Below are 22,963 nucleotides of genomic sequence, written 5' to 3'. Positions count from 1 at the left end.
TTTTGATTGTGTGGGGTGAGGGCCGAAACCCTCAGTCCAGACAGCGGGGCAATTACATGCCCATGCCGCCCATACCACCCATGCCACCCATGTCAGGCATGCCGCCAGCGCCGGACTCTTCTTTCGGTGCTTCAGAAATCATGCACTCGGTGGTCAACATCAAAGAGGCCACAGACGCTGCGTTTTGCAAAGCAGTGCGTGTCACTTTGGTGGGGTCCAGAATGCCCATTTCGATCATGTCACCGTAGGTGTCGTTGGCGGCGTTGAAGCCGTAGTTGCCTTTGCCGGCCAACACAGCGTTCACCACCACCGATGGCTCACCGCCAGCGTTGTAAACGATTTCGCGCAAAGGTGCTTCGATGGCTTTCATCACCAGCTTGATGCCGGCTTCTTGGTCAGCGTTGTCGCCTTTGATGGTGCCAGCAGTTTGACGTGCACGCAGCAAAGCCACGCCGCCGCCAGCCACAATGCCTTCTTCCACTGCAGCGCGGGTGGCGTGCAGGGCGTCTTCAACGCGGGCTTTCTTTTCTTTCATTTCGACTTCGGTGGCAGCGCCGACCTTGATCACGGCCACACCGCCAGCCAACTTGGCCACACGCTCTTGCAGCTTTTCGCGGTCGTAGTCAGAAGTGGCTTCTTCGATTTGCATGCGCACTTGCTTGACGCGGGCTTCGATGTCGATGGCAGCACCGGCACCGTCGATGATGATGGTGTTTTCCTTGCCCACTTCGATGCGCTTGGCTTGGCCGAGGTCAGCCAAAGTCACTTTTTCGAGGGTCAGGCCGACTTCTTCAGCGATCACTTTGCCGCCGGTCAGGATGGCGATGTCTTCCAACATGGCTTTGCGACGGTCACCAAAGCCAGGGGCTTTCACGGCGACAACCTTCAAGATGCCACGGATGGTGTTGACCACCAAAGTAGCCAAGGCTTCGCCTTCGACTTCTTCGGCAATGATCAGCAATGGACGGCCGGCTTTCGCCACGGCTTCCAAGGTCGGCAGCAAGTCACGGATGTTGCTGATTTTCTTGTCGAACAACAACACAAAGGGGTTGTCCAGCAAAGCAGCTTGCTTTTCAGGGTTGTTGATGAAGTAAGGCGACAGGTAGCCGCGGTCAAACTGCATGCCTTCGACGATGTCGAGTTCGTTGTCCAAAGACTTGCCGTCTTCGACCGTGATCACGCCTTCTTTGCCCACTTTGTCCATGGCCTTAGCGATGATGTCGCCGATGCTGTGGTCGCTGTTGGCAGAGATCGAACCGACTTGGGCGATCTCTTTGGTGGTGGTGGTGGCCTTGGTGGCCTTCTTCAGCTCTTCGATCAAAGCAGTCACTGCTTTGTCGATGCCGCGCTTCAGATCCATCGGGTTCATGCCGGCGGCCACGTACTTCATGCCTTCGTGCACGATGGCTTGCGCCAGCACGGTGGCTGTGGTGGTGCCGTCACCAGCGTTGTCAGAAGTCTTGGAAGCGACTTCCTTGACCATCTGCGCACCCATGTTTTGCAGTTTGTCTTTGAGTTCGATTTCTTTGGCGACGGACACACCGTCTTTGGTCACGGTAGGGGCGCCGAAAGAACGCTCCAGAACCACGTTGCGGCCTTTAGGGCCCAGAGTCACTTTGACCGCATTGGCCAAAATGTTCACGCCTTCAACCATGCGTGCGCGGGCTTCGCCGCCGAAAATTACGTCTTTTGCTGCCATTTTTTAACTCCAAAATTGATTTGATCGGTTGAGGACAGAGCGAACGGGCGCTTCGCGCGTCGTTCGGTCTGTCCCGCAAGTTATTCGACTACCGCGAAGAGGTCTTCTTCTTTCATGACGAGCAACTCGTCGCCATCGACCTTGACGGTCTGGCCGCTGTACTTGCCGAACAAGACGCGGTCGCCGACCTTGACGGTCAGGGCTTTGGTCTCGCCTTTGTCATTGGTTTTGCCGGGGCCGACGGCCAAGACTTCACCTTGATCGGGCTTTTCAGCAGCGGAATCGGGGATCACGATGCCCGAAGCAGTTTTGGTTTCGCTTTCGACTCGTTTGACGATCACGCGATCGCCCAAAGGACGCAGTTTCATGGAATCTCCTGGATTAGAAACAAGGGTTGAAAAACAAAAGCACCTGCAAAGGGTGCCACTTAAAACTGAGGAGGGGTGTTGTTAGCACTCAACTCCATCGAGTGCTAATGATAAGGGCATTTGGGCCCATTTCAAGGCCCGATCGTTTTTTTACTGGTGGGTCGGGCGGTAAGTTGCGGTCTCGCTGGCGTGCGCACTGCCCAGCATGTAGCCATAAACCAGGCCAGTGCTGATGTCGCCTTCGAACAGGTTGATTTTTTTGGCCAGGCGCAAAGGGCTGTTGGCGGGCAGGTGGGCACTGTTGTAAACCACAAGGTGGGCGTTTTGCATCAAGTTGTCTTGCAGGTGCAGGGGGGCCGTGTGCAGCCATGGAATCCGGGCGTCAATAAAAAAAGACTCCACCGTTTGATGAATGCCCATCAAATCCAGGGGGTTGGCAATCACCCTGACCTGCTCCCATTGGCTCATTTGCTCAAAGTCGGGGGGCACGTGTTCACAGTCATGCAGGATGCAAATCAAGGGTTTGTCAGTGGCTTCCAGCGGGGTCGCAAAGCCTTTTTGTTTGCAATATTGGTTCAGCGAAGAAGACAGTATGCGCCGATGCCCACCTTGGGTGACGAAGGCTTTGAAAACGCCGTTCTCGACCATCCGCTGGATGGTGCCCACCGAAAGGCCCAGCATTTTGGCGGCCTGGCTGGTGCTGAAATAGGCTTGGTTGATCTGGGTGTTTTTCAAGGTGAATTCCTCGGCAGTGGTGTGAAAGTTGTGTTTTGAAGTTTTTGCTTTGTTTGAATGTTATGGCAGCGCCAGTTGTTGCGGGCTTGCATGAACCGGTAGTGACCGGGGAAAAAACAGGTAGTCAGCCTGGCGCGGCCGGTCTGGACGCGTTCAGGCACAGCCATCGCCTGCAGCGCCGACCGCTGCGCTGTGCCTCGGTCAGTTCAGGGCAAAATCACCCCCATGCTGAGTTGGTTTCGATTTTTTTCCCGTTGGCCTTTGTGGGCCCTGCACGCGCTGGGCAGCTTGGGCGGCTGGCTGGCTTGGTGCTTTTCAGGGCGTTACAGGCGCAGGTTCATGGACAACGTGCGCCAGGCCGGTTTGGGCTGGGGCACGGTTTTGCGCGCTGTGGGGCACGCTGGGCGCATGTCTGCCGAGCTGCCGCGTTTGTGGTTGGGTGCCACGCCAAAGTTGGAGTGGGCCGACGAGCGTGCAGCGGTCGAGGCTTACGCCAGTGGCCAGGGGGTGCTGTTTTTGACCCCCCACATGGGCTGTTTTGAAATCACCGCACAGGCATTGGCCCGGCGATTTTCTGACCGGCACGGGCCCTTGACCGTGCTTTACCGCCCTGCTCGTCATGCCGGTTTGGGTGAGGTCATGAGCATCGCCCGCCAGCGCCCGGGGCTGGAGGCCGTGCCCACCAACTTGGCCGGCGTTCGGCAAATGATCAAGGCCCTGCGCTCAGGCCGCGCCGTGGGTTTGCTGCCCGACCAGGTGCCGCCCGAGGGCATGGGCCAGTGGGCGCCGTTTTTTGGCAAACCGGCCTACACCATGACCTTGGCAGCCCGCTTGGCTTTGCAAACCGGTGCCCGGATCGTCCTGATCTGGGGCGAGCGTTTGCCTTGGGGGCGCGGTTACCGCTTGCACACGCAAGCCTTGGGGCACGAATTGCCCGCCGATCTGGACACCGCCGTGGTGCAGATCAACCAGGCCATGGAGTCCCTCATCTTGCAGTGTCCGTCGCAGTACATCTGGGGTTATGCCCGCTACAAAAACCCGCGGCAGGCTGCGGCCTGAAAATCTCCATGGTGAATTTGTTGATCAGTGTGTTGCGCTTGTTTGCCCGTCTGCCCCTGGCATGGGTGCGGGCGGTGGGTTATGGCCTGGGGTGGTTGCTGTGGCATTTCGCGGTCATGCGCCGCAAGATTGTGCTGGTCAATCTGCAAAAGTGCATGCCTGAGTTGCCCGAGCCTGAGCGCAAGGCTTTGGCGTATCGGCATTTCATCGCATTCGGCCAGTCGGTCATGGACCGGTCTTGGCTGTGGCACGCCCCCGAGGCTTTGGTTCGTCAGCGCCTGCGCTGGGTGGGGGATGTGCAGGCTTTGAAGCAACCGGGCCCCTTGGTCATGTTTGCCCCGCATTTTGTCGGACTTGATGCGGGTGGCATGGCCGTGTCACTGGATGTGCCCGGGCCTGTGGCCTTCATTTTTGTCGGGCAGTCACGGCCTGCGGTCGAGGATTGGGTGCGCCAGGGGCGCGAGCGTTCGGGCAATGTGCGGCCTTATTTTCGGCACCAGGGCATGCGCCAAATACTGACAGGCATCAAAAAGGGTGAGCCTTTGCACCTGTCACCCGACATGGATTTTGGGCGGACCGAATCGATTTTTGTGCCCTTCATGGGGGCCGAAAATGCCGCCACCGTGCCCTCCTTGTCGCGCTTGTCCAAGGCCGCAGGTGCGCGGGTGGTCCCGGTGGTCACGCGCATGACGTCGGGTGGCTATGCCATCGAAGTGCATGCCCCCCTGGCGGACTTTCCTGGTGAAGACCTGGTGCAGGACACCACCCGCATGAACCGCTTGCTGGCCGATTGGGTGCGCACCATGCCAGAGCAGTATTACTGGGTGCACAAGCGCTTGAAGACCCGGCCTGAGGGTGAGGCCGGGTTTTACTGAGCCTGGGGCTTTAAAAAGTCGGCTATTTTAGCGATCACACGTTCGGGTTGCTCATGCACCACCCAATGCGTGGCACCCTGGATCGGTACCAACTTCAAATCGGCGATGTGCGTGTCCAGCCCCTCGGTCAGGCAGGGCAGCAAGGCCACATCGTCTTGTGCCCAGAGCACCAGCGTGGGCACGTCGATGCGAAGCGCTTCTGGCGGAATTTGCACGGTGGATGCGCCCGCATCGGCCGCAGTCGCCGGGCGCAGAGGGGATGCGCGGTAGTAGTTGAGCCCGCCTTGCAGGCCGTGTTGCCAGGTCTGTCGGTATTGCGCCTTGAGCTTTGGGGTGAGCCAAGGGGCGGCTTGTGCGGCAGGCTCGGTTGACCGCGCGGTCAGTGACGTCAGCGTGTTGTCTTGTCCGGTCAAAAAACCAAACAGGCGTTCAAAGTCGTTGTCGGCCAATTGGGCAGCGGCATCGGGCCGCACCAGAAAATTCATGTAAGCACTGGCCGCTTGCTGCGCCGGGTTGTCTTGCAGTGCCTTGAGCAGTGGACCGGGGTGGGGGGAGTTGATGATGACCAGTTGGCGCAGGCGCAGAGGGTGCTGGTTGGCCAGGTTCCATGCCACCGCGCCGCCCCAGTCGTGGGCAATCAGCGCGGCCAGTGGCATGGCGCCGCATTCGATGTCGGTCAAGGCCAGGATATCCTGCACCAGGTATTTGGCCCGGTAGGCCTTGACGTCTTCTGGAGCGCTGGAGCGTTCGTACCCCCGCAAATGGGGGGCCACGCAGCGATAACCGCCGTTTTCTGGTTTCGAAAAATGCAACAGCAACGGGTCCCAGACCCAGGCGGCTTCCGGAAAGCCATGCAAGAAAAGCAAAACAGGGCGACCGGGTTCGCCGCAGGCGCGGCAACTGAGGGTGATGCCGTGGGGCAAGACTTGTTGCCAGGTCTGAATGGGGTTGTTCACAGGAAATAACGCTTCCAATTGAGGCATTGAGACCCACAGCAGACGGGTCAGGCGAGGTCAGACCCGGCCCTGATCACTCGTCAACTGCCTCGGGTTCGTCCTCGGGTGGGGCTTGCGGCTCAGCAGGTGCAGCGCCCGCAACGGGATGCGTCCAATCCCACAGCAGTTGGGCCACTTCGTCGACACCTTGTTTCTTCAGGGCAGAAAAGAGTTTCACCTCGCCACCGCCGGCTTGAAGCCGCGCAATCGACAAGGCCTTGGCCTGTTCGGCGCGGGTCAGCTTGTCGGCCTTGGTCAGGACGATCAGGAACTTCAGGCCTTGCTCCACGCGAGGACGGATCACTTCGAGCAGGATGTCGTCCAACTCGGTCAGGCCGTGGCGCGGGTCGCACATCATCACAATGCCGGTCAGATTTTCGCGGCTGACCAGGTAGTTGGCCATGACTTGCTGCCAGCGCAGTTTGTCCATCTTGGCCACGGCGGCGTAGCCGTAGCCCGGCAAATCGGCCAAGACGGTGTCGGTGATGCCTTGCTTGCCCAGGGCAAAAAGATTGATGTGCTGGGTACGGCCGGGTTTTTTGGAAGCAAACGCGAGCTGCTTCTTTTGCGTCAGCGTGTTGATGCAGGTGGATTTGCCCGCATTGGAGCGCCCGACAAAGGCGATTTCGGGGGTGTCCATCGCGGGCAAATGGTGCAGTTGCGCAGCAGTGGTCAAAAAACGGGCGGTGTGCATCCAGCCCATGGGCGTGACCACGGGAGGGGTGGCAGGCGCAGCTTGGGGCGAAGAGTTTGAAATGCGGGGGCTGGAGCTCATAAATCAGGGGGACCTTGGGTCGTCAGGGAACTGACGCAGACCTCATTGTAGAATCCTTGGGTTTTGCGCCCATTCTTCCAACTTTTGGACGACGACCATGAAGTCAATTGTTTCTCTCCTGATGTCTGCCACCCTTTCCGTTTTTGTGGCGGGTACTGCAATGGCAGCTGGCCCGGCACCTGTGGTGGCCAAGCCTGATCTGGCCAAAGGCGAAGCCGCTTTTGCCATGTGCGTGGCTTGCCATGCTGCCGACGGCAACTCGACCACCCCGGTCAACCCCAAGCTGTCGCAGCAACACCCCGAATACCTCATGAAGCAGTTGCACGAATTCAAATCGGGCAAGCGTGCCAATGCCGTGATGAGCGGCATGGTCGCGGGTTTGAGCGATGACGACATGCGCAACATCTCTTATTGGCTCGCCTCCAAGCCTGCCAAGCCTGGTTTTGCCAAAGAAAAAGACACGGTGGCCCTGGGTGAGCGAATTTACCGCGGCGGCATTCCAGACCGCCAGATCGCCGCTTGCGCCAGCTGCCACTCGCCCAATGGCGCAGGCATGCCTGCCCAGTACCCCCGCATGTCAGGCCAGCACGCTGACTACACCATCTCGCAGCTGTTGCAGTTCCGTGACGGTATTCGCAAAAACAGCATCCAGATGACCCAGGTGGCTGCCAAGATGAACGACCGCGAAATCAAGGCGGTGTCCGACTACATTGCCGGCTTGCGTTAAGCAGCCATCCGAGACCCCTGAACCAAGGGCAATCCCTTGGTCCCATGGGGTCTTCAGTCGGACATCATCTGGCTGAGCCACAATCGTACTCCCGGCTGTGATGCGACAACCCAGGCCGGATTTCCGGCCTTTTTCATTGTTGGCGGGCCCCAGGCCCGCTTTTGTTTGCTTGTGGACACCTTTTCACCATGACGTCTGTTTCCTCCAACGCTGTATCCGACCGTGGCTCGCCTCGCCGGGAAGCTGTGCTGGAACTCTTGTCGTCCATGCGTTTTGCGATTTCCCTGCTGACCATCATTTGCGTGGCATCGGTGATCGGTACGGTGCTCAAGCAAAACGAACCCAGCAACAATTACGTCAACCAGTTCGGACCGTTTTGGGCCGAATTTTTTGTCACCCTGAAACTGAACACGGTTTACAGCGCCTGGTGGTTCTTGCTGATTTTGGCCTTCCTGGTACTCAGTACCAGTTTGTGCATTGCCCGCAATACGCCCAAAATTCTGGCTGATCTCAAAACCTACAAAGAAAATATCCGTGAGCAAAGCCTCAAGGCGTTTCACCACAAGGCAGAAGGCCAGCTGAACGAATCGCCCGAAGTGGCTGCGAAACGTCTGGGCCAATTGTTGGCCACGGGGGGCTGGAAGGTGCGTTTGCAGTCTCGTCAAACACCAGAGGGCATGGGCTGGATGCTGGCGGCCAAAGCCGGTGCGGCCAACAAGCTGGGCTACATTGCGGCCCACTCGGCCATCGTGCTGGTGTGCGTGGGTGGCTTGCTGGACGGTGATTTGATGGTGCGCGCCCAGATGTGGTTTGGTGGCAAGGCCATTTACAGCGGCGGGGGCATGATCGCGGACGTGCCAGCGCAGCACCGGTTGTCGGATCGCAACCCGGCCTTTCGCGCTAACTTGATGGTGGCCGAGGACACGGCAGCGAGCACCGCGATCTTGAACCAGTCCAACGGCATCTTGCTGCAGGAGTTGCCCTTTGCCATTGAGCTCAAAAAATTCATCGTCGAGTATTACTCGACCGGCATGCCCAAACTTTTTGCCAGTGAAATCGTGATCCACGACAAGGCCACCGGCGAGAAAAAAGAAGCCCGTGTAGAGGTCAACCACCCCGCCAGCTACAAGGGTGTTGAGATTTACCAGTCCAGCTTTGACGATGGCGGCTCCAGTGTGAAACTGCGTGCGATCCCGATGACCGCGGCCAGCCGGGCTTTTGAAGTGGACGGCACGATCGGTGGCAGCACCGAGTTGAGCAATGGCCCCGAAAAAATGAGCCTAGAGTTCACTGGCCTTCGTGTGATCAATGTGGAAAACATGTCAGGCAATGGCGCGAGTGGGCAGGCTGTGGATGTGCGCAAAGTCGATCTGCGCAGTGCCATAGACCAGCGCCTGGGGGCGGGCAACAAAACCACCGAGACCAAAGAGCTGCGCAACGTGGGCCCGAGCGTGAGCTACAAGTTGCGCGATGCCGCAGGCCAGGCCCGCGAATACAACAACTACATGCTGCCGGTGGATGCGGGCGATGGCGTACCCGTATTTTTATTGGGCATGCGCGAGAACCCCAGCGAGCCCTACCGATACCTGCGCCCACCGGCGGATGAAAATGGCGAGCTGGAAGGTTTTATGCGCTTGCGCTCGGCATTGGCCGATGCCGGCATGCGCGAGCGTGCGGTGCAGCGCTATGCCCGCAAGGCGGTCGACCCGCAACGGCCTGAATTGACCGAGCAATTGGCGGGCTCTGCCGCCCGTGCATTGGGCTTGTTTGCCGGCCTGGAGTCGGTGCAGGGCAAAAAGGTGGCGGGCCTGCAGGCCCTGGCGGACTTCCTGGAGGCCAATGTGCCCGAGGCTGAGCGCGCGCGCGCAGGCGAGATGTTTGTACGCATCTTGAATGGCACGCTGCTGGAGTTGGATGGGCTGGCCCGCGAGCAAGCCAAAGCCAAGCCGCTGCCCGAAGACAAGGTGCAGGGGTTCATGTCGCAAGCGGTGCTGGCGCTGTCCGATGCGCCTTTCTACCCCGCACCCATGACGTTTTTGCTGAAAGACTTCAAACAAGTGCAGGCCAGTGTTTTTCAGGTGGCCAGAGCCCCGGGAAAAAACGTGGTTTATTTGGGCTGTTTTTTCCTGATTCTGGGGATTTTTGCGATGCTCTATGTGCGTGAGCGTCGTTTGTGGGTCTGGTTGTCGCCCCAAGCCGAGGGGGCCAATGTCACCCTGGCGCTGTCGTCCAACCGAAAAACCCTGGACGTTGACCGAGAATTTGACCAATTGGCAGCCCGTTTGCTGGGCCGTCCCGAGAAAAACCAAGCATGACTACTTTGACTTTGAATCCTGGCTATTTCTCTCGCCGCAGTCCGCTCGATTGGGGCTTTGCCTTGCTGGCACTGGTGGGCATGGTGTTTGCCTTCACCCGTTACCAGCACGCGATGGATGTTTACGAGCAAGCCATTTTGGTGGGCACCGTGCCGGCCGTGACCTGGCTGGCCTGGTTTTGGCGTCCGTTGCGCACCCTGATGCTGGTGGTTACGGGCCTGTCCTTGTTTGCCATCTTTTTGTACCAGGGCGACTTGGCGCGTTCAGAGCAAGTGTTTTTCCTCAAGTATTTCCTGTCCAGCCAGTCTGCCATCTTGTGGATGAGCATGGTGTTTTTCATCAGCACCGTTTTTTACTGGGCGGGCATGTTTGTGCGCGGCCAAGGCGACGCACTGGAGTTACTGGGTTCGCGCATGGCCTGGGTAGCCGTCGGTCTGGCCCTGATTGGCACCCTGGTGCGTTGGTACGAAAGCCATCAACTGGGGCCTGACATTGGGCACATCCCGGTCAGCAACCTGTACGAAGTGTTCATCATGTTTTGCTGGATGACAGCGGGCTTTTACCTGTATTACGAAGACCATTACCGCACCCGCGCTCTGGGTGCTTTTGTGATGCTGGTGGTCAGTGCTGCCGTGGGCTTTTTGCTGTGGTACACGCTGGTGCGTGAGGCGCACGCCATTCAGCCCCTGGTGCCCGCCCTCAAAAGTTGGTGGATGAAATTGCATGTGCCTGCCAACTTCATTGGCTATGGCACCTTTGCGCTGGCCGCGATGGTGGCCTTTGCGTACCTGATCAAGCAAACGGCGGGTGAAACCCGTTGGTACAAGCTCGCGCCTTTGTGGTTGCTGGGCATTGTCTTGTGTTTTGAGCCTGTGGTGTTTCGCAAGTCACCCACCGAAGGTGGCAGTGGTTATTGGATGGTCTATTTCGGCATTTCCGCCCTGATCGTGGCGGGTATTTTGTTAGGTCGTCGCCGCATTGCCGAGCGCTTGCCCTCCTTTGAGGTGCTGGACGATGTGATGTACAAATCCATCGCAGTCGGCTTCGCTTTCTTTACCATCGCCACGGTGCTGGGTGCCTTGTGGGCCGCTGAGGCCTGGGGCGGTTACTGGAGCTGGGATCCGAAAGAAACCTGGGCCTTGATTGTCTGGCTCAACTACGCAGCTTGGCTGCACATGCGCCTGATGAAGGGCCTGCGCGGCACGGTAGCGGCTTGGTGGGCCTTGATGGGCTTAGCGGTCACCACCTTTGCGTTCCTGGGCGTCAACATGTTCTTGAGCGGCTTGCACAGCTACGGCACTTTGTAGTGCTGGCCTGGGTGTAACTTTCTTGCCTTGTCCGGCGAACTGTTCAGTGTCCCCACCTCGTGCCATTTTTCTACCAAGGAGCTTCCATGCGCAGTTACTCCAATCGATCCGGTTTCACTACGCCCTTGTCCAGTGAAATCACGCCCGAGCCGATTTACCAAACCCGCAGAGACCTCATTCGGACTTTGGCCACAGGCTCTGCAGGTCTTGCCTTAACAGCATGGGGGCTGCGCGAGGCCCAGGCGCAAACAGCACGGTCCGGCCAATTGGCCGCGTTGGCTTCGGGCGCTTCAGCCGTCCCGGGTGCCATGACCATGGACAAGCCCACGTCCTACAAAGACGCCACCACCTACAACAATTTTTACGAATTCGGTACCGACAAGTCCGACCCCGCCAAGAGGGCACACACCCTCATCACCCAGCCCTGGACCGTGGAGATTGAAGGGCTGGTGAAAAAGCCAGGGCGCTACGGCCTGGAAGACCTCATGAAGATCAGCGCGATGGAAGAGCGCATCTACCGCATGCGCTGTGTGGAAGGCTGGTCGATGGTGATCCCCTGGATAGGCTATTCAGTGGCCCAACTGATCCAGCGTGTGGAGCCTTTGCCCGGGGCCAAGTTTGTTGAATTCATCACCCAGGCTGACCCCAAGACCATGCCAGGCCTTCGGAGTGGGTCGCTCGACTGGCCTTATGCGGAAGGTCTGCGCATGGACGAAGCCATGCACCCGCTGACCCTGCTGGCCTTTGGCATGTATGGCGAAGTCATGCCCAAGCAAAACGGCGCGCCGCTGCGCTTGGTGGTGCCGTGGAAGTACGGCTTCAAGAGCGGCAAGAGTTTGGTCAAGATTCGCTTCACCGACAAGCAACCCGTGTCATCCTGGGAAAAGGCTGCACCGCAAGAGTACGGCTTTTATTCCAACGTCAACCCTTTGGTGGACCACCCCCGCTGGAGCCAGGCCACTGAGCGGCGCATTGGCGAAGACGGGCTGCTGGCTAAAAAACGCAAAACGCTCATGTTCAACGGTTACGAGGCGCAAGTGGGCCAGTTGTATGCCGGCATGGACCTGAAAAAGTTTTTCTGATGCAGGGCTTGGCCGATCCTGGCAGGCCCTTGTGGATGGGGCTTGAACAGATGGGGGCTGGGCGTGCCAAAGCCTGGGCCGCATGAGGCAGGCCTTGCGTCACCCTGCCACTTGGTGGGCATTGCTGGTGCTGGGCTTGCTGCCCATGGCTTGGCTGGGGGGGCAAATCTGGCAAGACCAGCTGGGAGCCAACCCGGCCGAAGCCCTGATCCGTGCCACTGGTGACTGGACACTGCGCAGTCTGTGTGTGGTGTTGGCGGTCACGCCCTTGCGCCAGCTGCTGGCTTGGCCCGAACTGGTTCGTTTCAGGCGCATGTTGGGTTTGCTGACGTTTTTTTATGTCTGTTTGCACCTGCTGTGCTACACGTGGTTTGACATGGGTTTTGAGTGGGGCGACATCGTCCAGGACATCCCCAAACGGCCTTTTATACTGGTGGGTTTCAGCGCTTTTTTGATCTTGCTGGCGCTGGCTGCCACCTCGTTCAACCGTGCCATCCGCTGGCTGGGTGCACGCCGCTGGCAGGCCCTGCACCGCGGGATTTACGTGGTAGCTGTGCTGGCCATCCTGCATTTTTGGTGGATGCGTGCGGGCAAACAAAATTTTGCCGAGGTGCTGGTTTACGCGGCCATCCTCATCGGCTTGCTGGGCTGGCGGCTGGCGCGGCGCATGCGCAGTCCGTCAAGCGCTTGATCGCTTGATCCTTTGTGTTGAGGGTGTCTGCACCGCGGTCTGGCGCATGGCTTGGCGGGCCTTTCCGCGCACCCAGCATCAGCCGACCAGTTGCTCCAGCGCAAAGGTGTCAAACGCCGATTCGCGCTGGCGAATCAAATGGGCTTGGGTGCCGTCCACCAGTATTTCAGCGGCCCGGCCTCGGGTGTTGTAGTTGCTGGCCATGCTCATGCAATACGCGCCTGCAGACAGCACGGCCAGTGTGTCACCGGTCTGAACTTGCAGTTGGCGGTCACGGCCAATCCAGTCGCCGCTTTCACACACTGGGCCCACCACGTCATAAAGGCTGCCTTGGCCTGGCTGGGGCATCACCGGCACGATGTGGTGAAAAGCCTGGTACATCGCAGGACGCGGCAAGTCGTTCATCGCCGCGTCGATGATGCAAAAGTTCTTTTGTTCACCGGGCTTGAGGTAGAGCACTTCGGTCAGACACACCCCGGCATTGCCCACCAGGGAGCGGCCTGGCTCGATCATGAGCTGGCGCTGGCCATAGCCGCGCGCATCCAGCTTGGCCAGCAGTTGTGCCCACAGGGCATCGGCCTCGGGCGGCGTATCGCCGTTGTAGTTGATGCCCAGGCCTCCGCCAAAGTCGATGTGGTGAATGGCAATGCCTGCTGCCTCGATCTCAGCCACCAAGTCCAGCACCCGGTCCATGGCATCCAGATAGGGTGTGGCTTCGGTGATTTGCGAGCCGATGTGGCAGTCGATGCCCACCACTTTCAGGCCTGGCAGACTGGCGGCGTGGCGGTAGGCGCGCAAAGTGTCTTCGTGCGCAATGCCGAATTTGTTGCCCTTCAGGCCAGTTGAAATGTATGGGTGGGTTTTGGGGTCCACATTGGGATTCACACGCAGGCTGACGGGCGCTGTCATGCCCAAACCAGTCGCCACCGCGCTCAGCACGTCAAGTTCGGCTTCGCTTTCCACGTTGAAGCAACCGATGCCGACTTGCAGGGCCTGTTTCATCTCGGCCCGGGTTTTGCCCACACCTGAAAAAATCACTTTGGCCGGATCGCCCCCTGCGGCCAGCACCCGGGCCAACTCACCACCGGAAACGATGTCAAACCCGCAGCCCGCTTCGGCAAAAACCTGCAACACCGCCAGGCCGGAGTTGGCCTTCATGGCATAACAAATTTGGGCCTTGCGCCCGGCAAAGCCGCGCTGGTAAGCGCCCAGTGCCGACAGCATGGCCGCCTTGGAATAAACAAAAAGTGGGGTGCCGTACTCGCGGGCCAGATCAGACAGGCGCACGCCCTCGACCATGAGTTGACCGCCTGCATAGGCGATGTGTGGCTGGCCAGGCAGGCCTTGGGGTGTGACAGATGCGTTCATTGTGGGGTGGCTTTTGGGGCCGAAGGAGCAGTCGGGGGGGCTGTGACGGGGGCACCCGATGGTGCGACAACCGGTGCAGTGGTTTCGGTCGGAGAACGGGGCGTCACGTCGGGCATGGCAGGCGTAGCTTGCTGAGGCCAGGGCTTCAAAGTCTTAGGCAAGGTGGCGCGACCGGCCGACTCCGGTGTGTTGGGTAAAAACAAGGGGCCTTTTTGGCCGCATGCGCCCAACATCGCCGCACCGCCAACAAGGGCATGCGCGGTGACTAGAATCTTCAAGTTCTTCAACATGCTGCGATTGTAATGACCGACCTTGAATTTCTGGACCAAGCTGAACGCCTGTTGGCGGGCGTAGAGATCAGCAGTGATCGCCTGAACGACGACACCGATGCGGACATCGACAACCAGCGCACGGGCGGCATGGTCACACTGACTTTCCCCAATCGAAGCCAGATCGTGATCAACCTGCAAAAGCCCCTGCAAGAGGTGTGGTTGGCCGCCCGCTGCGGAGGCTTCCATTACAGGTTTGACGGCGAGCACTGGATGGACAGCAAGGGGCAAGGCGAATTTTGGGAAAGCTTGTCGCGGTATGCCACGGAACAAGCGGGTCAAAACCTGTCCTTCAAGCCCTGAAATTTACCCAAAGGCCAACCCCTTGCCTGAGGGGTGGGCGTTTCTTACTGTTCTTCAATTCCTGAACAGATCCAGAATCCGGTTGCGTTCTTCGGCCGGGGGCAGGGCGTTCTGGGCTTTGCCCGAGCCATCGCCGCCCGCACCCAGGCTGGTGACGGAACCGCCCTTGGCGTACTCCTCGTACACCCAATCGCCCCCGATGTTCACCAATCCCCCTGGCACGGGGAGCTCTGAAACGGGGAAGCTGCGCAAAGCAGTCTCCATGAAGCTGATCCAGACAGGCAAGCTCAGGCCCCCACCTGTTTCACGGTCACCCAGCTTGCGTGGGGTGTCATAGCCGATCCAGACCACCGCTGCCAGATTGGGCTGGTAGCCTGCGAACCAAGCATCCATTGCATCGTTGGTGGTGCCAGTTTTGCCGTAAATATCCGGTCGCCTGAGGGTGCTTTGGGCGCGCGCTGCTGTCCCCGAGCGCGTGACTTCTTGCAACAAACTGGTCATGACATAGGCATTGCGCGCAGGAATGGCCGGGGTCTCGCCCAGTTGTGTCACCGCAGGGCTGTCTACCAGCACCCGGTCCTTGTAGTCGGCGATGCGCGTGATCAAGTGCGGCTGAACCCGGTGACCCCCATTGGCAAACACCGAATAGCCCGTCGCCATTTGCATGGGTGTGACCGAGCCAGCACCCAGTGCCATCGTTAAATAGGCAGGGTGTTTGTCTTCGTCAAAACCAAAGCGGGTGACCCACTCTTGAGCTGGGCGCGCACCCACCGCCTGCAACACCCGGATCGAAACCATGTTTTTGGACTTGGCCAGGCCAGTGCGCAAACTCATGAGGCCGTCAAATTTGCCGTCGTAGTTTTTGGGCTCCCAGGGCTGCCCCCCGGTGATGCCGCTGTCAAAAAACAAAGGCGCATCGTTGACCATGGTGGCGGGTGTGAAGCCTTTTTCGAGTGCTGCCGAATAAATGAAGGGTTTGAAGCTGGAGCCCGGCTGCCGCCAGGCCTGCGTGACATGGTTGAACTTGTTTTTGGCAAAGTCAAATCCCCCGACCAAGGCCCGAATGGCACCAGACTGGGGGGTGATTGCGATCAAGGCGCCTTCCACCTCGGGTAGCTGGGTGATTTCCCAGGCGCCTTTGGGTGTTTGCGTGATGCGAATCAGGGCGCCTTTTCGAACTTGTTTGGCCGGGGGCGTCTTGTCCGACAGGCCCGATTGCGCTGGCTTGAGGCCGTCACCCGTGATGGTGATTTGCTCGCTGTTTTGGCGAATCACCACCACTTTGCGGGGGGAGGCTTCGAGCACCACCGCCGACAGCACATCGCCGTTGTCGGGGTGGTCTTCCAGTGCGTCATCGATCGCATCTTCCATTTTTTTGGGGTCTGCGGGCAGGTCAATGAATTTCTCTGGGCCCCGGTAAATCTGGCGGCGCTCAAAGTCCATGATGCCCTGTCGCAAGGCCTTGTAGGCGGCCATCTGCTCGGTCGATTGCACAGTGGTGTAAACGTTCAAACCCCGTGTGTAGGTTTCTTGGCCGTATTGGGCAAAGACCATTTGCCGCACGGTTTCGGCCACGTATTCGGCGTGCAGGATTTTTTTGTCAGCGGCCGAGCGCAACTTGAGGGGCTCTGTCTTGGCGGCTTTTGCCTGGGCTGCGCTGATGTACTTGTTGTCTTCCATGCGCTCGATGATGTAGAGCTGGCGCGAGCGGGCACGTTTGGGGTTGCTGATCGGGTTGTAGGCCGAGGGTGCTTTGGGCAGTCCTGCCAGCATGGCGGCTTCGGCAATGCTGATGTCCTTGAGCGGTTTGCCAAAGTAGGTTTCTGCGGCAGAGGCAAAACCGTAAGCCCGGTTGCCCAAGAAAATCTGGTTCATGTAGATCTCAAGGATCTGGTCCTTGGTCAGCATGTGCTCGAGTTTGTAAGTCAGCAAAATTTCATAAATTTTGCGGGTGTATGTTTTTTCGGAAGACAGGTACACGTTGCGTGCCACTTGCATGGTGATGGTCGAAGCGCCCTGGCTCTTCATGCGGCCCAAATTGGCGATGCCCGCGCGCAAGATGCCCAGGTAATCCACACCGCCATGTTGGTAAAACCGGTTGTCTTCGATGGACAAAACCGCGTCTTTCATCACTTGCGGTATCTCCTTGATGGGCGTGAGATTACGGCGTTCTTCGCCGAATTCGCCCATCAGCTGGCCATCTTCTGTGAAAACACGCAGGGGCAATTTGGGTTTGTAGTCCGCCAGGTCGGAAATATCGGGCAGGTTCGGGTAGGCGATCACCATGGCCACACCCACCACCATGAGGATGGACAACAGCCCGGCGACCATGAGGCCCGCGGCCCACAAGACCAGCTTGACGACCCACGACATGAAGGTGGGCGAAGGGTAAAGCCCTTCATGGCGTTGCTTTTCTGAGGAGGCGGTGTCTTTGGATGGCATAGGTGGGCTGTTGGGGCAGCCAACAAGGTGCGGGCTGCTGGCCATTATAAAAATCCCGCACCTGTTGCAGAGATCTTTTGCAAATCAAAACAAACTATTTTGTTTTCAAAAAAATTGTCACGAACGCTTATTCATGTTACAAAACCTTTTTGCAAAGACCATTCAGGCCGTTTCCAGGGAGGCTCAGCATGCAGGCATTGGCGCAGTGGTGGCGGCGTTTGGCCCTGGGTTCTGGCCGACATGCCTGGGGCTTGGCTCCTGAAGGCGAGGCCTGGGCTTTGGTCGGCTTGATGCGGCCAAAGCAAGACTTGGTGAAAGTCCACACCAGCTTGTCTTTGCAACCCCCTGTGGAGATGGATGTCTCTGACATGCGTTGGTTGAGTCAGCACTTGCGTCAAAAGGGCCGCTCACGTGGCGGGTTCCGTCATCGTCTGAACATGGCATTGCCCGCCGACCAACTGCAAAAAGGCCACATCGATTTCCCAGCACATTTACCCAAAACAGAGTGGCTGTACGAGGTCCAGTTGGAGGTGTCGCAGGCCCTGCAGTTGGCGCCCGAAGCGGTGAATTTTGATTTTGAACTTGAGCCATCCCCCGGGGGCCTTGTGCAGCGTGTGCATTGGATGGGCTGTGCACAGGCCCTCCTGAACCGTTTTAAGAGTTGCACGCGCGCTGCGGGATGGCGGCTGGCGACTGTCGAGTCCGAATTCCAGGCGGCAGAGCGCGCCTTGCTGGCTTTACAGGGTGGGGTGGCCAGTTTGCTGACCCAGCCGCCGCAAGACTGGCAATTTCGGCTGAGCAGCGTGAGCCGTTCAGTCCAGGAATACATTCCCATGGAACTGGATGGGGTCATCCAAGAGGCCGCTCGCCAAGTCCTGGCTACGCCGACGGGCCCCCGTTTGGTGGCCTCTGGCCTGGCCCTGAAGGCTTGGCTGTGATGCGCGACCTCAATCTGCTTCAGTATCCGGGACTGGCCCGGCAAAACAAAGTTTTCCACCGCTGGTGGAGTGGGCTGGCCGGGCTGTTCTTGGGCGGTGCGCTGGCTTGGGGGGCGCAGCAATGGCAAGCGGTTCAGACCGCGCGGCTGCTGCAAGAGCAAAGCCAATTGCAAGAGGCTTTGGCTGCGCGCTCACAACGGGTCACAGAAGCCGTCGAGCGCCAAACCCGATCGCGCTTGCAGACTGAGCAACTGGGCCAGCTCAAGCAAATTGCCCTGCACCAGCAGGCGTGGGTTTCGTTGCACGACGCATTGCACAAAGAGTCCCAGAGGCATGGCCTTCGTTTGCAGCGCCTACAAGCACAGGCCGAAAAAATCGAGCTGCAAGGCACGATCGCCCGTTTCGATGCCATGACCGAAACCCGGCAAAACCTGTCTGATCAACTGGACCAAACGGTTGCTCTGACGAGCATCACGGTCGGGCCTGGCGAAGAGGTCAGTTTTGTCTGGCAAGCCCCCTGGCCTGCAGTCAACGGCGCCTTGAAGACCCCACCCTCACTCACGCCTGCATCCAAGCCATGAACCAGGACGCCAGCCCCATGGGGACATTGCGCTGGCCGCACCTGCAAAGGCTCGCCGAGCGTTGGCTGCGCCGTTGGGGTTTTGCACTGTCTGGTTTGGCCTTGGGCCTGTGGGGCGTGTGGTTGTCTCACGCCGAGCAGAGTGAGGGGCATGCCAAGTCGGTGCTGGCCGTGGCAGGCTTGCGCCAGCAAATGGCGACATTGCCTAGCGTGTTGTCGGCCCCAACTGCAAAGTCGCTGTCGTCAGTCGAAAGGAGCATGCTGACCAGCTTGCCAGATGCGACTCGGCAAGAAAATATTTGGAGTGATGTACAACAGGTGTTGATCCAGCATGGTTTGCAGTTGCTGTCTTTGCGGCCCATGCCACCCACAGTGGCTGATGCCCACCATGGCGGATTGTCCAGCCAAGTCATGACCGTTCAATTGCGCGGGCGGTTTGAGGATTGGGCGCGCATGTGGGCTGCGTGCGTCTGGACCGGTCCGTTGTGCGCCCTGGACCGCATCAGCGTGGTGGCGACGGCCAACCCTGACGAGGTGCAGATCGATGCCGTGCTGCGCGTCTGGATGCGCCCACTTGAGATTGCGGTGCCTGAGGGGTCTGCTCAGGCTGGGTGGTTGACCCCCGCACCGATAGAGAACACACAGGCGGTGCAAGGGCGCGCAGCGCTGTTTGCACTGGCGCATGCAGTGGCTTTGCCCAAGGCGGGCGATGCTGCGCTGGCGTTGGCAAAGATGGACCTCAAACCGTCAAATGTGCCGGGCACTGCGGGCGCGTTCGCCCAAGAGACGTTGCCGCAAGACCCGCGGCATTGGCCCCTGGACCGTGTGCGCCTGATGGGGCTTTGGCGTCAAGGGACAGATCGGCAAGCGATCTTGTCGGCTGGACCCCATTGGACCAAGGTGTCCAAGGGCCAACATGTGACGCTGGAGGGGCACCGGGTCGTTGCCATCACCGATGCAGGGGTGAGTTTGCGCCGGGCACAAGAGCCCTTGGTGGGTCTTTATTGGGATGCGACAACGGCTGACAGCCCAACAGGGAACGGAAAAAAATGATGATGGACTTCAAAAAATGCCGCTTTCACCCGCGCATGTGGGCCATGTGCTTTTGCGCCGTCTTGTCGGCGCAGGCGCAGGCGCAAACCATCGGCATCTCAACGATTCTGACCATGCCGCTTGAACTGCAGACGACGGCCAAGCCCTTGCCCGCACACGACGACAAGCCCATCAGCTTGAACTTTCAGAACATCGACGTGAAAGCCTTGCTGCAGGTGTTTGCTGATTTTTCGGGTTGGAACCTGGTGCCGTCTGACAGCGTCAGCGGACTGGTGAGTGTCAGGCTCAATGAGGTGCCGTGGCAGCAAGCCCTGCACATTGTTTTGCAATCCAAGGGCCTGGTTTCGCGTCAGGAGGGGGGCGTGTTGTGGGTGGCGCCACAGGGCGAATGGGCGCTTCGTGAAAAAAAGAAACTCGATGCACAAGCCGCCTTGGATGCGGTGAGCCCGTTGCACATGCTGTCTTTGCGTTTGCAATATGCCCGGGCCACCGAAGTGGCTCAGCGCTTGCAAGGTGGCGCAGTGGGCAGTGCAGGTGGGCGTTGGTTGAGTCCTCGCGGCAGTGTGCTGGCGGAGCCCAGAACCAACCAGCTTTTTATTTCAGACCTGCCCGAGCGTTTGCTGAATCTTGAAAAAATGTTGGCACAACTGGATGTGCCGGTCCGTCAGATTCTGATCGAGGCGCGCATCGTGGAGGCCGATGACCAGTTTGGCCAGTCGCTGGGCGTACGACTGGGCGCTGGTCTGGCGATTCCTTTGCGGTCACAGGGCAAGTCCAGCACTTTGGCCGTGGGGGCCAGCAACCAGCCCGCCGCGGCTGGCACGCTGGTTGGCAATCAGGTCAACCTGCCTGCAGGCTCAGCGGGGCAAACCCTCCATGCACCGGCCACATTTGCCGTGTCGCTGTTCAATGCGGCCGCAGACCGCTTCATCAATCTGGAGATTTCGGCCCTGGAGGCGGCGGGGCTGGGCAAGGTGGTGTCGCGTCCCCGCGTGGTGACCGCCGACCAGACCAAAGCACTGATTGAGCAGGGCACCGAGTTGCCCTACCAAACCGCTGCAGGCAATGGCGTGACGGTGATTTCTTTCAGGAAGGCCAACTTGAAGCTGGAGGTCACCCCCCAAATCACCCCCGATGGCTCGGTGGTGCTGGATGTGGATGTGAATCGTGACAGCGTGGGGCAAATCACGCCCGCTGGCTACGCCATCAACACCAAACATGTAAAGACCCAGGTGCGGGTGGAAGACGGTGGCACGGTCGTGCTGGGCGGCATTTACGAAGAAACCAATCGCCAGGATGAAGCCAAAGTGCCGGGTCTGGGCGATGTGCCTGGTTTGGGCTGGCTGTTCAAAAACCGCGACCACACCCAGCGCAAAAGCGAGTTATTGATTTTCCTGACGCCCCGGGTGATGGCCGATGGGCCCGCCACGCTGCCGCCCTGAGGCGTGTCAAGGTGCGCGCCGTCTTGCCCGACACCTCAGCCTCTAGGCCCGCAGCTGCCGGGCGGGTCGAATACACTTGAATGCATGGAGCCGTTGGCCATTTTTGGCTGTGACCTGGCAGATATTTTCAGTGTGAGACTTCCTTGAGCATCATCTTCGTGGGCCTTCCTGGCTCGGGCAAAACCACCATCGGCAGGCAGTTGGCACGCCGATTGGGCCTGCCTTTTGTCGACTCTGACCATGTGATCGAACAGCGTTTGGGCTGCTCGATCCGCGAGTTCTTTGCCCGCGAAGGAGAAGACCGTTTTCGCGATGTGGAGCAACAGGTGCTGGACGATCTGACCCGTACCCACGAGGGTGTGATCGCCACCGGCGGTGGTGCTGTCTTGCGAGAAGCCAATCGGCGCCATTTGCGCGAGCGAGGCCATGTGCTTTACCTGCGATCGACGCCGGAAGACGTGTTTCGCCGGGTGCGCCGTGATACGGCGAGGCCTTTGCTGCAGGTGGACGATCCGCTTGGCCGCTTGCGTGATTTGTTTGAGGCGCGTGACCCTTTGTACCGAGAGACGGCGCATTTCGTCATCGAAACCGGGCGCCCTTCGGTGGCCACCTTGGTCAACATGATCGTCATGCAACTTGAACTGGCAGGACACTTGCCCCTGTGCAGCACCCCTGCACCACCCGCCAGCCCCTGAAATTTGGCCAAAGCCCCTACACTTGCGGCCTATGTCCGAGCAAAAACCCACCCTTGAACAGGTCGCCATTTCACTGGATGACCGCAGTTACGACATCCACATCGGGCAGGGCCTGCTGAGTCACCCCGAAACCTGGTCAGGTTTGCCCAAGGCCCAGACCGCCATGATCGTCACCAACGAGACGATCGCGCCACTTTATGAAGCCGCTTTGCGCAACGCCATCAGCCCGCATTACAAACAAGTGCACACCGTGGTGCTGCCCGATGGTGAAGCCCACAAGGACTGGCAAACCTTGAACCTCATTTTTGACGCGCTGTTGTCCAAAGGCTGTGATCGCAAGACGGTGCTGTTTGCGCTGGGCGGTGGTGTGGTGGGTGACATGACCGGCTTTGCCGCTGCCAGCTATATGCGCGGGGTGCCTTTTGTGCAGGTCCCCACCACGCTGCTCGCGCAGGTTGATTCGTCGGTGGGTGGCAAAACCGCCATCAACCACCCGCTGGGCAAAAATATGATTGGCGCGTTTTACCAACCGCGCCGCGTGGTCTGTGATTTGGGCACACTCAAGACCTTGCCACAGCGTGAGCTGAGCGCAGGTCTGGCAGAAGTCATCAAATACGGCCCGATTGCCGACATGGCCTTTCTGGATTGGATGGAGGCCAACATCGACGCGCTCATGGGGCAAGACCCCCAGGCCCTGGCCCATGCCGTCAAACGCAGCTGCGAGATCAAGGCCTGGGTCGTCGGGCAAGACGAGCGCGAAGCCGGGCTGCGCGCCATCCTGAACTTTGGCCACACCTTTGGCCACGCCATTGAAGCCGGGTTGGGCTTTGGCGTCTGGCTGCATGGTGAGGCCGTGGGCTGTGGCATGGTCATGGCCGCCGAACTGTCGCATCGGCTGGGCAAGGTCGATGCCGCATTTGTGGCCCGACTCAAAACCTTGCTTGTGCGCGCCGGTTTGCCGGTTCGCGGCCCCGTGATCGATGCTGCCGATAACGCCGGGCATTACATCGCGCACATGCGACTGGATAAAAAATCCGTGGCGGGTGACATCCAGTTTGTGGTGATCGACGGTCCCGGTCAGGCCACCGTGTGCGGTGCCCCCGATGACATGGTGCGCGACGTGATCAACGCCTGCTGCGCCTGAACCCCATGCACGCCAATGCCATGCAATGGCCAGGCTTGACC

At 59.2% G+C, this 22,963-nt stretch carries 22 protein-coding genes; 14 read left to right on the top strand and 8 right to left on the bottom strand.

The features are described from left to right. Positions 1-52 precede the first annotated feature (52 nt). The 3 genes from groL to ACIQ3A_RS04380 all read right to left on the bottom strand — a co-directional run bounded on the left by groL (position 53) and on the right by ACIQ3A_RS04380 (position 2,802). Entirely contained in the window at positions 53-1,699 is a 1,647-nt protein-coding gene (groL, locus tag ACIQ3A_RS04390; protein WP_108407837.1) for a chaperonin GroEL, read from the bottom strand. 80 nt (positions 1,700-1,779) lie between these two features. Next, a complete protein-coding gene (groES, locus tag ACIQ3A_RS04385; RefSeq protein ID WP_396430542.1) occupies positions 1,780-2,067 on the bottom strand; it encodes a co-chaperone GroES in 288 nt (95 codons plus the stop codon). Between the two features lie 150 nt (positions 2,068-2,217). Next, complete coding sequence (locus ACIQ3A_RS04380) at positions 2,218-2,802, bottom strand: helix-turn-helix domain-containing protein (RefSeq protein WP_396430541.1); 585 nt, start codon at positions 2,800-2,802, stop codon at positions 2,218-2,220. Positions 2,803-3,027: 225 nt separating this feature from the next. Between ACIQ3A_RS04380 and ACIQ3A_RS04375 the strand changes: the two genes are divergently transcribed. Continuing rightward, positions 3,028-3,861, top strand: a complete 834-nt coding sequence (locus tag ACIQ3A_RS04375; RefSeq protein ID WP_396430540.1) for a lysophospholipid acyltransferase family protein — start codon at positions 3,028-3,030, stop codon at positions 3,859-3,861. An 8-nt stretch (positions 3,862-3,869) separates the two neighbouring features. Next, positions 3,870-4,736, top strand: a complete 867-nt coding sequence (locus ACIQ3A_RS04370) for a lysophospholipid acyltransferase family protein (RefSeq protein ID WP_396430539.1) — start codon at positions 3,870-3,872, stop codon at positions 4,734-4,736. Here ACIQ3A_RS04370 and ACIQ3A_RS04365 read toward each other — a convergent pair. Beyond that, positions 4,730-5,719 (bottom strand): alpha/beta fold hydrolase, encoded by a 990-nt coding sequence (locus ACIQ3A_RS04365; protein WP_396430538.1) that lies wholly within the window; start codon positions 5,717-5,719, stop codon positions 4,730-4,732. The two genes, ACIQ3A_RS04370 and ACIQ3A_RS04365, sit on opposite strands and share 7 nt — an antisense overlap. Positions 5,720-5,765: 46 nt before the next feature. Then, positions 5,766-6,434, bottom strand: a complete 669-nt coding sequence (gene yihA / locus ACIQ3A_RS04360) for a ribosome biogenesis GTP-binding protein YihA/YsxC (RefSeq protein WP_396430552.1) — start codon at positions 6,432-6,434, stop codon at positions 5,766-5,768. Between the two features lie 169 nt (positions 6,435-6,603). Between yihA and ACIQ3A_RS04355 the strand changes: the two genes are divergently transcribed. The 5 genes from ACIQ3A_RS04355 (at position 6,604) to ACIQ3A_RS04335 (ending at position 12,628) form a co-directional block, all read left to right on the top strand. Next, on the top strand, positions 6,604-7,233 hold the full coding sequence (locus ACIQ3A_RS04355; protein ID WP_396430537.1) for a c-type cytochrome: 630 nt from the start codon (positions 6,604-6,606) through the stop codon (positions 7,231-7,233). Positions 7,234-7,421: 188 nt separating this feature from the next. Then, positions 7,422-9,548 carry a cytochrome c biogenesis protein ResB gene (locus ACIQ3A_RS04350; RefSeq protein WP_396430536.1) on the top strand — a complete coding sequence of 709 codons (2,127 nt, stop codon included), beginning with the start codon at positions 7,422-7,424 and terminating at the stop codon, positions 9,546-9,548. Then, positions 9,545-10,855, top strand: coding sequence for a c-type cytochrome biogenesis protein CcsB (ccsB, locus tag ACIQ3A_RS04345; protein WP_396430535.1), 1,311 nt, complete (start codon positions 9,545-9,547; stop codon positions 10,853-10,855). The genes ACIQ3A_RS04350 and ccsB overlap by 4 nt, the downstream gene beginning before the upstream one ends. A gap of 86 nt (positions 10,856-10,941) precedes the next feature. Continuing rightward, on the top strand, positions 10,942-11,937 hold the full coding sequence (gene msrP / locus ACIQ3A_RS04340) for a protein-methionine-sulfoxide reductase catalytic subunit MsrP (protein ID WP_396430533.1): 996 nt from the start codon (positions 10,942-10,944) through the stop codon (positions 11,935-11,937). Between the two features lie 82 nt (positions 11,938-12,019). Then, on the top strand, positions 12,020-12,628 hold the full coding sequence (locus tag ACIQ3A_RS04335) for a sulfite oxidase heme-binding subunit YedZ (RefSeq protein ID WP_396430532.1): 609 nt from the start codon (positions 12,020-12,022) through the stop codon (positions 12,626-12,628). 78 nt (positions 12,629-12,706) lie between these two features. On the opposite strand, the gene lysA is transcribed toward ACIQ3A_RS04335, so the two are convergent. Together lysA and ACIQ3A_RS04325 are read right to left on the bottom strand one after the other, a co-directional pair. Continuing rightward, positions 12,707-13,996 carry a diaminopimelate decarboxylase gene (gene lysA, locus ACIQ3A_RS04330; protein ID WP_396430531.1) on the bottom strand — a complete coding sequence of 430 codons (1,290 nt, stop codon included), beginning with the start codon at positions 13,994-13,996 and terminating at the stop codon, positions 12,707-12,709. Then, positions 13,993-14,286, bottom strand: a complete 294-nt coding sequence (locus tag ACIQ3A_RS04325) for a lipoprotein (protein WP_396430530.1) — start codon at positions 14,284-14,286, stop codon at positions 13,993-13,995. The genes lysA and ACIQ3A_RS04325 overlap by 4 nt, the downstream gene beginning before the upstream one ends. A gap of 12 nt (positions 14,287-14,298) precedes the next feature. Between ACIQ3A_RS04325 and cyaY the strand changes: the two genes are divergently transcribed. Continuing rightward, complete coding sequence (gene cyaY, locus ACIQ3A_RS04320; protein ID WP_396430529.1) at positions 14,299-14,628, top strand: iron donor protein CyaY; 330 nt, start codon at positions 14,299-14,301, stop codon at positions 14,626-14,628. Between the two features lie 54 nt (positions 14,629-14,682). On the opposite strand, the gene ACIQ3A_RS04315 is transcribed toward cyaY, so the two are convergent. Further along, positions 14,683-17,070, bottom strand: coding sequence for a penicillin-binding protein 1A (locus ACIQ3A_RS04315; RefSeq protein WP_396430528.1), 2,388 nt, complete (start codon positions 17,068-17,070; stop codon positions 14,683-14,685). Positions 17,071-17,258: 188 nt separating this feature from the next. Between ACIQ3A_RS04315 and ACIQ3A_RS04310 the strand changes: the two genes are divergently transcribed. The 6 genes from ACIQ3A_RS04310 to aroB all read left to right on the top strand — a co-directional run bounded on the left by ACIQ3A_RS04310 (position 17,259) and on the right by aroB (position 22,922). Further along, positions 17,259-18,008 carry a hypothetical protein gene (locus ACIQ3A_RS04310; protein ID WP_396430527.1) on the top strand — a complete coding sequence of 250 codons (750 nt, stop codon included), beginning with the start codon at positions 17,259-17,261 and terminating at the stop codon, positions 18,006-18,008. After that, the gene (locus ACIQ3A_RS04305) at positions 18,008-18,589 is read left to right on the top strand and encodes a hypothetical protein (RefSeq protein ID WP_396430526.1); all 582 of its coding nucleotides are present in this window, start codon (positions 18,008-18,010) and stop codon (positions 18,587-18,589) included. The genes ACIQ3A_RS04310 and ACIQ3A_RS04305 overlap by 1 nt, the downstream gene beginning before the upstream one ends. Beyond that, positions 18,586-19,641, top strand: coding sequence for a hypothetical protein (locus ACIQ3A_RS04300; RefSeq protein ID WP_396430525.1), 1,056 nt, complete (start codon positions 18,586-18,588; stop codon positions 19,639-19,641). Before ACIQ3A_RS04305 ends, ACIQ3A_RS04300 begins: the two co-directional genes overlap by 4 nt. Positions 19,642-19,643: 2 nt before the next feature. After that, entirely contained in the window at positions 19,644-21,083 is a 1,440-nt protein-coding gene (locus ACIQ3A_RS04295) for a type IV pilus secretin PilQ (RefSeq protein WP_396430524.1), read from the top strand. Between the two features lie 143 nt (positions 21,084-21,226). Next, positions 21,227-21,778 (top strand): shikimate kinase, encoded by a 552-nt coding sequence (locus ACIQ3A_RS04290; RefSeq protein ID WP_396430523.1) that lies wholly within the window; start codon positions 21,227-21,229, stop codon positions 21,776-21,778. A 31-nt stretch (positions 21,779-21,809) separates the two neighbouring features. Next, positions 21,810-22,922: a 3-dehydroquinate synthase gene (gene aroB / locus ACIQ3A_RS04285; protein WP_396430522.1), complete on the top strand. Its 1,113-nt coding sequence runs from the start codon at positions 21,810-21,812 to the stop codon at positions 22,920-22,922. Positions 22,923-22,963 lie beyond the last annotated feature (41 nt).

It is taken from the genome of Limnohabitans sp. (assembly GCF_044361985.1).
Classification (GTDB): Bacteria; Pseudomonadota; Gammaproteobacteria; order Burkholderiales; family Burkholderiaceae_C; genus Limnohabitans_A.
This window is presented reverse-complemented; position numbering and strand designations above follow the sequence as displayed.